This is a genomic window from Actimicrobium sp. CCI2.3 (genome assembly GCF_035019065.1).
Lineage (GTDB): Bacteria > Pseudomonadota > Gammaproteobacteria > Burkholderiales > Burkholderiaceae_D > Actimicrobium.
The window spans coordinates 80678-92089 of sequence record NZ_JASJWR010000019.1 but is presented as its reverse complement, the minus strand read 5'-3'; the positions used below and the strand labels follow the sequence as shown (position 1 = coordinate 92089).

Sequence of the window (11412 nt, the reverse complement as noted above, 5' to 3'; positions counted from 1 at the left end):
ACCGCCCGGTGCGGACCCGCACGCCGGGTGGTGTGGCAGGGGATCGGCCAGTTATACTGGCCGCCCCTATGCCGATGGCATGTATCTTCTCTTTCCAATTGGCCGTTACGCCAGGACCGGGCTGTGTGATCTTCTGATGCATGGCTGCCTCTCAATGTGTTTTGTTGATAGCGATGATTGTCCTGTGCCGGATAGTGCAAGGCTTGCTTGTGCCGTGCGGGACTGTCTCTGATTACAGGTGGCGAGGTTGCATGACAATTCGTGAGCGAAAAACAGATTATTCACGACGCATGGTTCAAGTCGTCCGCAGGGTGCTCTTACCTTGAGCCAAGGTGAGACAGGTTGCGTGACAGACCATCTGAGTGAGGGCAGGTATCGACTGGCTACGTGGCGATGGAATATTTCCGGGGAGCGCCATGCCGGGTGTCAGATTACCTCCATTTGTCATTGGGGCCTACCGAAAAAGGCCAATATGTAACGGGCTTATCGGTGTGATTTGAATGAACTTCGAGTGTTTTGCGAACGTCGCATTACTGCGACTTGGCTGCAATCGCCAAGAGAGAGGCAAGGAGTAACACCTTCGGCAATACCACCGATGGTGCTGAGCCAGGGCCTGCATACTGCGGGCATCGGTGATTGATGGTCCCCACGCATGATGAAGGAAGGCGCAGGTTTGTGGGATCAGGTTTTAGGAACGACGGTAGCCAAATTCAGCACATTGCCGAGCGTGGAACCCTCGTTGTGGTCCTCGCTGTCGTTCGGTTCAACCGAGTCTTTAACTATCGAACTCATCGAAATGCCATCGGCGAATGGCGCTTTCTTTATTGGCCGTGTTGTGTTGATATCAGTACCTGCCGCTCTCTTCGGCGCAGTCGCATTTTCCGCAAGTTGGTTCATCCGCCGCCTCATCCCATTCGCCAGTTACCGCGTCGCATACGCGATCCGCTTGACGCGAAAGGAACGAGATGACGTTGACGTAGTAGTCAAGCACCCCCTGAAATAATGACTCCGCCAAAAAGGATGAGGGAGTGTGAGCTTGATATGTTGCTATTGCCTGTATATTGTTGACAAATGCTTAGATATCGCAACACACTCATGTCATGATAAATCCTCCAAATTACACGCATGAGCAAGCTGTTCTGGAACTTGCTAGGGAAAGGACCTTGCTGCGTGCTCGGGATCTAGCGCAGCAGGACCTGCCGACCATGGTGCTCAGCCGACTGGTTGCAGCAAGAAAACTCGAACGAGTTGCTCGAGGGGTTTATGGACTGCCAGGGCAGGCCATCAGCGAACACCGATCCCTGGCGGAAGTAGCGCTGCGTGTACCGCAGGGGGTGGTTTGTCTGCTCTCGGCACTACGCGTGCATGACATCGGGACACAGGCACCTTTTGAGGTCTGGCTCGCCATTGGACATCGGTCGCCCATTCCACGGCTTGACCAACCCAAAATTCGCGCCGTGCACATGTCAGGGTTGGCATTTACTGCGGGCATTGAACATGTGTCGGTCGATGGCGTGAGCGTGCCGGTATTTAACGCTGCAAAAACCGTGGCGGACTGCTTCAAATACCGCAACAAGATCGGTCTTGACGTTGCCCTGGAAGCTCTGCGAGATGGCTGGGCACGACGAAAATTCACCATGGATGAAATCTGGCATTTCGCCACTGTTGACCGCGTGGCCAATGTCATGCGCCCGTATCTGGAAAGCGTGACAGCATGAGCCGAAATTTGGCGGCATCGGTCCGAGCACGTTTGAAACAACATGCGGACGCGACCAAGCAAGACTTCAATTTGACGCTCACGCACTACGGACTCGAACGACTCCTTTACCGGCTGTCTGTTTCCGAACACGCCGCGAATTTTCTGCTCAAGGGGGCGTTGCTGTTCACGCTTTGGTACGACGTTGCTCACCGGCCCACCCGTGATGCGGATCTTCTGGGTTTTGGACCGGATGACGTCGACACGGCGGTCAAGACTTTTCGGGAAATTTGCCTGACGCCTGCCGACGACGGCGTGGTGTTTGATCCCGATTCAGTCAAGGGGGCGATCATCCGCAAGGAGGCAGGCTATGGCGGTGTGCGGATCGACCTGCAGGCAACGCTGGATGGTGCGCGCATCGCGCTGCAAGTTGACATCGGGTTCGGTGATGCAGTAACTCCGGCACCGCTGCCGATCAGCTACCCGGTCCTGCTGAAAGATTTTCCGGCACCGCAGATGCGGGCTTATCCGAAATGCACAGTTGTTGCCGAAAAATTCCATGCAGTGTGCCTGCTGGGGTTGGCCAACACACGGATGAAGGATTACTTCGATTTGTGGGTGCTGCTGGACGACCCGGCGCTCGAACAGTCAGCAATGCGCCTGGCTATTGAAGCTACCTTTGCACGCCGCAAAACGGCCATGCCGTCCACGGTGCCCATCGGGTTCACCGACACCTTTGCAGACGATGTAGCCAAGCAAACGCAGTAGAAGGCATTTCTGAAAAAGAACCGACTTGATCCCATCTTGCTGGCAGATGTTGTTCATGGATTGCGCCGCAAGTTTCAGACTGTCGGGGTCATCTGAGCTGGGGCGCAAGCGAGCCATGCGGATCAGTTCGGTGATGTCAGCACAACCGACATACTGTCGGGCGTGGAACCCTTGCTGAGGTCGTCCTTGTCCTTCGGTTCAAACTGGTCATTGACCTTCAACGTCATCGAATCGCCATTTGGGAATAACTGCTTTTTTATTGGCCGTGGCATCTCGATATTAGTGCCTGCTGCTTCCTTCGGCAAAGCCACATCTTCCGCCATTTGGTTCATCCGCCGCCGCACCCCATTCGCCAATTCACGCGTCGAATACGCGATCCGCTTGACCAGCTTTTTGCATTGCGCGATACGCGCATCGAGTTCTCGTTTCCTGACAAGGCCATCAATTTCCAGCGTCGCCAGCATCGGCATAACCTGATCAAAACGCACGATCAGATCCAGATACTGGCGTGACAGGGACGAGATGACACCGACGTGCTCGTCGAGCGGGTCCTGCGCATATTCGGCGAATTCGGAAATGTGATTGGCTTTGCACAGCGCTTCGGCATCGGCCAGTGCCTTGTCCATATCGATGAGCGACTGCGAAATGTTGTGCGCTATCAGTGCCTCGACTTGCTCAATATCATCGGATGACAACCGCGAGCGGGCGATATTGGAAATGAAATTGGTATGCAGTTGCATCGAATCAAAAAACCGTGCGAACAGACGTTTGGCTTCCGGGCTGGCGAGCAGAACCGGGACGCGTTTGCGCGGCGCTTCAACGCGTGCGAGGTAGTCCTGCTTGCCTTCGCGGGCAATGATCCGGTCGTTGAGTTTTCCGTTATCTGACATTACGCAGGCCTGTGCAGACGGTGTGATTCAGGTGATCATCGTGATGCTACGGACGTGCATCCGCCCACCCGAAAAGCCGCTCTGCATACCGAGCTTTCGGTGGATGGTCTGAACGAGACCGTTTTCGCCGTCCAGATTTCATTCCAAAAGCTCGTGCTGACACGAACCGCTTACAAGTGCATCACGATCCCCACCTAAAAATGCCCCAACCTGATTGCACTTAAATTACATACCGTCTGTGGATAAGGTTTTTGGTAGGGATTCTGAATCCCCTTTTTCTGCTGGTTTTTTTGCGGCTTGATTCGCTGTGTCGGAATCGATAAAAATCATTACCCATTTCAACGAGATGGCAGTAATGGTTAGTTGGTCAAGCAGTGCAGTAGTGATCTTGGTGTCGCCGAAAACAGATGGTCACACCTCAAAGCCGAGATTGGCGGTGATTGCCACATCAAGACGAAGTTCCTCGCCAACACCGCCGCGTTTTACACGACAGGGCAGCAGCAGGGCCTGATTGACCTGCTTCTGGACGGCTCGCCCGACCTGCCTGTCGCCGACCTCGGACGACTGCTGGGCAATCGCTAGCCACCAGCGGATTGGCCCCGCGTGCAGTCACGACCTTGTGGTGCGTGACTGCACCACATCATCAAGACCATGTGCTTATGTGGGGCGATTGCGCGGGGTGCCGGTGCGAACATCATCACAAGCTACTCTGAAGTATCGCAATGGATTTCATCGGACAGTTTTTTCTTAAATGTTCTATTGACAGGACAATACGCCGAATGCATGATGGAAAAAAGACAGGTTGATCTGACGCATTGCACGCCTCGCCTGCACTGCCGAACAGAGCGCCGGCCAGGTTATTTTGGGTAGCCTGTTTATCATCCTTGGAGGACAGAAGAAATGGAATCATCGTCACTGACCGCACGTCAACTGTATGCCGCGCTCAAGGCCAACCCGACCCGCAAGCGTTTCAGGTTCGGCAACAAGCCGGCTCTGATCAACATCGATTTGCAAAAGGCGTATACCTGTGTCGGCGAGTTCGCCACCGCGTATGAAACCGACCCGCGTCAACTCGAATACGTCAACGCACTGGCCCGCGAATTCCGCGCCAAAAACTTCCCGGTCGTCTGGACCTACGTCGCCTACATGGCATCGGGCGAAGATTGCGGCGTCTGGGGCACACGTACCGATACGCCGGACTCGCTGCAGAACATCAAGGTCGGCAGCCGCCGTGCCGAATTCGATGATCGCCTCGACATCGATTACGAGCGCGACATCATCATCAACAAGCGCATGGCGTCGGTCTTTTTTGAAACCAACCTCGGGTCGGTGTTCAACTTTCACGGCGTCGATACGGTAGTCCTTACCGGCGGATCGACATCAGGCTGTGTGCGCGCAACAGTCGTCGATAGTTTGTCACGCAGCTTTCGCGTGATCGTGCCGGAAGAGTGTGTCGCCGACAAACACGAAGCACCGCATTTTTCGAACCTGTATGACATGGCCATCAAGTACGCCGATGTGCTGTCGGTCGAAGAAACCCTTGCCCAATTGAGCGTGCTGGCACCTTCAGCCGGGGCACGGCGGTGATGCGCGACCCGGCCCTCTACGACTACCTGCCGTACAACGAGCGGCCAAAAATCACCTGGCCGAACGGTGCACGGGTCGCTTTCTGGGTCGCCCCCAACATCGAATTCTACGAACTCGATCCGCCGAAAAATCCGTCGCGCGCAGCCTGGGCCCGGCCGACGCCCGACGTGCTCAATTACTCCTATCGCGACTACGGCAACCGGGTCGGTTTCTGGCGCATGCTCGAAGCGATGAAGCGCTGCAACATGCGCGGCAGCGTGTCGCTCAACGTGGCCGTGTGCGAGCACCACCCGGAAGTCATTCGTGCCTGCGTCGACAACGGTTGGGAGTTTTATTCGCACGGCACCTACAACACGCGCTACCTGACCGGAATGAGCATCGAGCAGGAAAGGGCAGTGATCCAGGACTCGATCGACACGATCAAAAAGCACACCGGCCAGAAGCTCGATGGCTGGCTGGCACCGGCATTGACCTATACCGAAAACACGCTCGACCTGGTCGCCGAGATGGGCCTGACGTATGTCTGTGACCTGTTTCACGATGACCAGCCATCGCCGGTCAAGGTCAAGCAGGGTACGTTGATCAGCTTGCCGTATTCGCTGGAAATGAACGACACCATCGCTTACAACGTCAACCTGGTCCAGCCCCGACGCTATGCCGAAATCCTGAAGCGGCAGTTCGACCGTCTCTACGAAGAAGGCGAACAATCCGGCACCGTGATGTGCATTCCGTTGCATCCGTATCTGGTCGGACAGCCGCATCGCATGGCCGCTTTCGAAGAAGCGCTGTCGTACATCACCAGCCACGACAAGGTCTGGCTGGCGACCGGGCGCGAAATCGCCCAGCACTTCAGCGAGCATCACTTCGATGCCTTTAACGCCGCAGCACAGCGCGTCGGCAACGCCCCCTGATTTTACGGGCAGCCCAGACTGCCCGAGCCGATCCGTATTTCCCGCACCGTCCGTCTTGGCGGTGCGAGCTGCGGGGATTCCACGCCATGCGCCTGCGCCTGGTTATGTCCTACAGAGGAGACACACTCATGAAGAAACTGATGCCACTATTCGGCTTGTTGTTGCCGTTGACTTCGGTCCATGGACAGAGCAACGTCACGATCTACGGGATCATCGATTCGGCGGTCACGGTCGCGCGACCGGGCAACGGGAAGGGCAAGACGTTCGGCCTTGACTCCGGTGTGAGCAATGGCAGCCGGCTCGGGTTTCGCGGCACCGAAGATCTTGGTGGCGGCCTGCGCGCCAACTTCCTGCTGGAAAACGGCTTCTCGTCGGATACCGGCGGCTTGCAGCAGGGTGGTCTGCTATTCGGACGTCAGGCATGGGTGGGCGTGTCATCAACAAGTGGCTGGGCGGTGACTGCCGGTCGGCAGTATTCGCCGATGAATATCGCGCTGGTGACGGCTGATCCGGGCGGACAAACCTACTGGGGCAATACCCAGGTTGCCGGCAACGGCTCCTTTCAAAGTCCGAACGCCGTCGCTGGCGACGGTGGCCACCAGGCAACCGGGCGGATCAACAATTCGGTGATGGGCACCTGGAACACCGGCGGGTTAGTCCTGCGCGCCATGGTCGCAGCCGGTGACGAAAATGCCATTGGCTCCGGCCGGCTGTTAGGCGGCAGTGCGACCTACGCCGCCGGACCGTGGATGGCAACGGCCAGCATGACCCGGTTCCGGCAATATGCCCGCGACATTCCGCTCGGTGCTTCTGCCGACTGGCAGGAGGAAGCGATGGTCGGCGGTGCCTATGATTTTGGCGTGGCCCGCGTTTTCACCGGCTACTATCGTTTCAATCCGTCGGAAGCCAACAAGGTCGTGCTGCCAACCACCGTGGCCAGCACCGCGACGTACTGGCTCGGTACGCGCATCCCGCTCGGCGCTAACACACTGATCGCGCAGGCGTTCCGGACCCGCTTTGATTACAACGGCGAACGCGGCTACGGCACCACGCTTGGCATGACGCTGGAGCATCCGCTGTCGAAGCGTACCGTGCTCTACACCAGCTACGGCCAGATCACGAATAACTCCCGCTCGGCGGCGGTCTTGTGGGCCGGCACTGCTGCGCAGAATTTTGCCGGCGAACGTGGTGCCAGCCCGAAGGCCTTGTCGTTCGGTGTGCGTCATGCATTCTGACCGGCCGCCACGTCATCCACTTCACACCTGACAGGAATCGAGAATCTGATGAGTTTGCCAGACACCTATCTTGAGTACCCACAACGCCATTACGGCATGGACCACACCCGCTATGACTGGTCGACACTGCCGACCCGCAAGCCGGTCGTGTGGCCCAACGGCGCGCGTGTCGCGCTCTGGGTCATCCCGGCGCTGGAGTGGTTTCCGCTCGACATGAAGAGTGTTCCCTTCAAACCGCCCGGTGCAATGATGACTGCCTACCCGGACCTGCGTCATTACACGTTGCGCGATTACGGCAACCGGGTTGGAATTTTCCGGGTCATGCAGGCACTTGACCGACATGGCATCCGTGCCTCGGTGGCGATCAACGCTGCCGTCGCCGCGCGCTATCCGGCACTGCTTCATGAATGCACGCAGCGCGGCTGGGAAATCATTGCCAGCGGTCAGGACATGGATCATTTGCACCATGCAGGTCTTGGTATCGAGGACGAACGAAAGCTCATCGACAGCACGCTCGCGTTGTTGCGTAACGCCTCCGGCCAGGCCATACGCGGCTGGCTATCGCCGGCCAAATCGGAGTCCGCTGCGACGCTCGATTTGCTCGGCGAAGCCGGTATGGACTATGTCTGCGACTGGGTCAATGACGACATGCCGTACCCGCTGCACACGGCCAACGGTGCGCTGCATGCAATGCCGCATCCGATCGACATGGACGACCATACGATTCTGGTCCAGAACCACCACAGCGAAGACGATTTCCGCGACCAGCTGTGCGACCAGTTCGATTACCTGTACCGCGAATCGGCCACGCAGGGCGGCAGGGTGATGGCAATTTCGCTGCATCCTTGGGTCATCGGCCAGCCCTACCGGATCAAAGCGCTTGAAGAAGCGCTGGCGCACATCATGCAGCACGACGGTGTCTGGGCCGCCACCGGCAGCGAGATCCTCGATGCCTGGAAAGAGGCGCAAGCCTGATGACTTGTCCTGCTCGCCTTTCGTTGTATCCGTTACCGGAGCGCCGATGAACATCACGACTGCCGACACGTCTACCGGGGCGCTCGACGGCATCCGCGTCATCGATCTGTCGCGGATACTGGGTGGTCCGTATTGCGGCCAGATTCTGGGCGACCACGGTGCTGATGTCCTGAAAATCGAACCGCCCGGTGGCGACGATACCCGCACCTGGGGGCCACCGTTCGAGGACGGTGTCGCTTCCTACTATCTGGCGATCAACCGCAACAAGCGTGGCATGCGTCTCGATTTCTCCGAGGAAGCAGGCCGCGCGACGCTGCTCGGATTGCTGGCGGATGCGGATGTCCTGATCGAGAATTTCAAGACCGGGACACTGGAACGCTGGGGGCTGGGAGCGGACGTGCTGGCGACGCAGTTTCCGCGCCTGGTGCATTGCCGCGTGACCGGCTTCGGTGCCAGCGGCCCGCTTGGTGCGCTGCCCGGTTATGACGCGGCGATTCAGGCCATGTCCGGCATCATGAGCGTCAATGGCGAAGCCGGTGGCGACCCGTTGCGGGTCGGTGTGCCGGTGGTCGACATGGTCACCGGACTGCACGCGGTCATCGGCATCCTGCTCGCACTGCAAGAGCGCTCGCGTAGCGGGTGTGGACAATTTGTCGAGGCGGCGCTGTACGACAGCGGGTTGTCGCTGCTGCATCCGCATGCAGCCAACTGGTTCGGCAGCGGTAAGACGCCGCAGCGGACCGGCAATGCGCATCCGAATATCACGCCCTACGATGTGTTCCCGACGGCGACCGATTCCATCTTTCTGGCTGTCGGCAACGACCGGCAATTTCAGGGTTTGTGTGCCGTGCTGGGTCAACCGGAACTGGCCACGCAGCCTGCGTTTGTCGACGCGAAATCGCGCACCACCAACCGGGCTGATTTGCGACCGGTGTTGATCGGCCTGCTGGCAACCTGGGACAGCACGCTGCTGTCCGAAAAATTGATGCAGGCCGGCGTGCCATGTGCGCCCATCCTTGATGTGCCCGCTGCGCTGGAGCATCCGCATACCGTGCACCGCGAGATGGTCGTGCACATGCCCGGCGGCTATCGCGGGATTGCCTCGCCGATCCGGCTTGGTCGTACGCCGGCGACTTACCGATTACTGCCACCGGCCTAGTTGCCGTGACCCCCACTGAATGTCTTTGTCTGCCCCACTTACTGAAAGGTTTACCTTGAACGATATGCCCCGCATGAAGCACCTCGCGACTTCCTTCCATTGGGATGATCCGCTGCTACTGGACCAGCAACTCAACGATGAAGAGCGCATGGTGCGCGACGCCGCGCACGAGTACTGCCAGAACAAGCTGCAACCACGCGTCCTCGATGCCTTCCGCAACGAGACCACCGATCCGGCCATCTTTCGCGAAATGGGCGCGCTCGGTCTGCTCGGACCGACCATCCCGGAGCAGTACGGTGGTGCTGGTCTGAGCTATGTCAGCTACGGATTAATCGCGCGCGAAGTCGAGCGCGTTGATTCCGGCTACCGCTCGATGATGAGCGTGCAGTCGTCGCTGGTGATGGTGCCTATCTACGAATTCGGCACTGAAGCGCAGCGTCAGAAATTCCTGCCGAAACTGGCCAGTGGCGAATGGATAGGCTGCTTCGGTCTGACCGAACCCGACCACGGATCAGATCCCGGTTCGATGGTCACGCGTGCACGCAAGGTCGCTGGCGGTTATGCGCTGAGCGGCAGCAAGATGTGGATTTCGAATTCACCGATCGCCGATGTCTTCGTGGTCTGGGCCAAGGATGACGAGGGCGCGATCCGTGGTTTTATCCTCGAAAAAGGCGCGATCGGTTTGTCGGCACCGGCGATCCACGGCAAGTTCGGCTTGCGCGCATCGATCACCGGCGAGATCGTCATGGACAACGTGTTCTGTCCTGAAGAGCATGCCTTCCCGGATATCCGTGGTCTGAAAGGACCGTTCACGTGCCTGAACTCGGCCCGCTACGGCATCGCCTGGGGCGCGCTCGGTGCCGCCGAATCGTGCTGGCATATCGCCCGCCAGTACGTGCTGGACCGCAAGCAGTTCGGTCGTCCGCTCGCCGCCAACCAGCTGATCCAGAAAAAGCTGGCTGACATGCAGACTGAAATCACGCTGGGCTTGCAGGGTTGCCTGCGTCTCGGTCGCATGAAGGACGAGGGCATCGATGCGCCGGCCATCACCTCGATGATGAAGCGCAATTCCTGTGGCAAGTCGCTCGACATCGCACGGGTGGCGCGTGACATGCTGGGCGGGAACGGCATCTCCGATGAATTCGGCGTAATCCGGCACATGGTCAATCTCGAGGTGGTCAACACCTACGAGGGAACGCATGACATCCATGCGCTGATCCTCGGACGCGAACAGACAGGGATTCAGGCTTTCAGCTAACCGGTCTGCCGGATACGACAACGCCGTTCAGCTTGAGGCTGAACGGCGTTTTTTCATGTCCGGCCGTTGATGTGTCAGTAGCGCTGACCCAGTTCCAGCAAGGCAGGCGTGCCGATCAGTTCATTGAGCTGGTCGAAGTCCAGCATCTCTTTTTGCATCGGCAACGTACTTTGATGCGTGTGCAGGCTGGCGTAGTATTTTTGCAGCGTGTGCGCGACTGCGCGTGCGGTGCCGCCTGGAAAAATGACCAGTCGAAAACCCATCTCGCCCAGTTCGGCCGCACTGTGCACGGGCGTCTTGCCGCCCTCGACCATGTTGGCCAGTAGTGGAATCCGATGGGCGAACTGGCGGCAGGCGCTGGCCATCTGCTCCGGCGTGCGCAGCGCTTCGATGAACAGCGCATCGACGCCGCAGTCCAGATAGGCCTCGGCCCGCGCCATCGTGGCGTCCCATCCTTCGATCGCCAGCGCATCGGTGCGCGCCATGATCAGCGTCTGCGATGACGTGCGGGCATCGAGCGCGGCCTTGAGCTTGCCGCACATCTCGGCGACCGGGATGACGCCTTTGCCGTCGAGGTGGCCGCAGCGTTTCGGGAATGTCTGGTCTTCGAGTTGCAGCATGGCCGCGCCCGCGCGCTCGAAAGCCTTGACGGTGCGCATCGTGTTGAGGGCATTGCCAAAGCCGGTGTCGGCATCGACGATGACCGGAATCGTCACGCGTTCGGTGATGCGCGCCAGCGTGTCGGCCACTTCGGTCGCGGTGGTCAGGCCGATGTCGGAGCGGCCCAGCCGGGTGTAGGCAATCGAGGCACCTGACAGGTACAGCGCTTCGAAGCCGGCCTGTTCGGCGACCAGCGCCGTGAACGCATCGTAGATGCCCGGTGCCAGCAGGGCGCTCGGTTGTTGCAGGCGTTGTTGCAGGGAGCTGTGCATG

Annotated in this window: 12 protein-coding genes; 10 read left to right on the top strand and 2 right to left on the bottom strand. The window is 58.8% G+C overall.

What is annotated here, in order from left to right:
- Positions 1 to 652 precede the first annotated feature (652 nt).
- From QN370_RS12180 to QN370_RS12170, 3 genes are all read left to right on the top strand, one after another.
- Complete coding sequence (locus tag QN370_RS12180; RefSeq protein WP_322127042.1) at positions 653 to 1003, top strand: hypothetical protein; 351 nt, start codon at positions 653 to 655, stop codon at positions 1001 to 1003.
- A 97-nt stretch (positions 1004 to 1100) separates the two neighbouring features.
- Positions 1101 to 1718, top strand: a complete 618-nt coding sequence (locus QN370_RS12175) for a type IV toxin-antitoxin system AbiEi family antitoxin domain-containing protein (RefSeq protein ID WP_322127043.1) — start codon at positions 1101 to 1103, stop codon at positions 1716 to 1718.
- Positions 1715 to 2464, top strand: a complete 750-nt coding sequence (locus tag QN370_RS12170) for a nucleotidyl transferase AbiEii/AbiGii toxin family protein (RefSeq protein ID WP_322127044.1) — start codon at positions 1715 to 1717, stop codon at positions 2462 to 2464. The genes QN370_RS12175 and QN370_RS12170 overlap by 4 nt, the downstream gene beginning before the upstream one ends.
- 122 nt (positions 2465 to 2586) lie before the next feature.
- Here QN370_RS12170 and QN370_RS12165 read toward each other — a convergent pair whose 3' ends face one another.
- Complete coding sequence (locus QN370_RS12165; RefSeq protein WP_322127045.1) at positions 2587 to 3354, bottom strand: DUF1845 domain-containing protein; 768 nt, start codon at positions 3352 to 3354, stop codon at positions 2587 to 2589.
- A 363-nt stretch (positions 3355 to 3717) separates the two neighbouring features.
- Between QN370_RS12165 and QN370_RS12155 the strand changes: the two genes are divergently transcribed.
- From QN370_RS12155 to QN370_RS12125, 7 genes are all read left to right on the top strand, one after another.
- Positions 3718 to 3936 carry a hypothetical protein gene (locus QN370_RS12155; protein WP_322127046.1) on the top strand — a complete coding sequence of 73 codons (219 nt, stop codon included), beginning with the start codon at positions 3718 to 3720 and terminating at the stop codon, positions 3934 to 3936.
- A 318-nt stretch (positions 3937 to 4254) separates the two neighbouring features.
- A complete protein-coding gene (locus tag QN370_RS12150) occupies positions 4255 to 4941 on the top strand; it encodes an isochorismatase family protein (protein WP_322127047.1) in 687 nt (228 codons plus the stop codon).
- On the top strand, positions 4941 to 5852 hold the full coding sequence (locus tag QN370_RS12145; protein ID WP_322127048.1) for a polysaccharide deacetylase family protein: 912 nt from the start codon (positions 4941 to 4943) through the stop codon (positions 5850 to 5852). Before QN370_RS12150 ends, QN370_RS12145 begins: the two co-directional genes overlap by 1 nt.
- Positions 5853 to 5980: 128 nt before the next feature.
- Entirely contained in the window at positions 5981 to 7087 is a 1107-nt protein-coding gene (locus QN370_RS12140) for a porin (RefSeq protein ID WP_322127049.1), read from the top strand.
- Positions 7088 to 7135: 48 nt separating this feature from the next.
- Complete coding sequence (locus QN370_RS12135; RefSeq protein ID WP_322127050.1) at positions 7136 to 8062, top strand: polysaccharide deacetylase family protein; 927 nt, start codon at positions 7136 to 7138, stop codon at positions 8060 to 8062.
- 46 nt (positions 8063 to 8108) lie between these two features.
- On the top strand, positions 8109 to 9221 hold the full coding sequence (locus QN370_RS12130) for a CoA transferase (protein ID WP_322127051.1): 1113 nt from the start codon (positions 8109 to 8111) through the stop codon (positions 9219 to 9221).
- 73 nt (positions 9222 to 9294) lie between these two features.
- Complete coding sequence (locus tag QN370_RS12125; RefSeq protein WP_322127052.1) at positions 9295 to 10479, top strand: acyl-CoA dehydrogenase; 1185 nt, start codon at positions 9295 to 9297, stop codon at positions 10477 to 10479.
- A gap of 74 nt (positions 10480 to 10553) precedes the next feature.
- On the opposite strand, the gene QN370_RS12120 is transcribed toward QN370_RS12125, so the two are convergent.
- A complete protein-coding gene (locus tag QN370_RS12120) occupies positions 10554 to 11411 on the bottom strand; it encodes an isocitrate lyase/PEP mutase family protein (RefSeq protein ID WP_322127053.1) in 858 nt (285 codons plus the stop codon).
- Between the last annotated feature and the right edge of the window lies 1 nt (position 11412).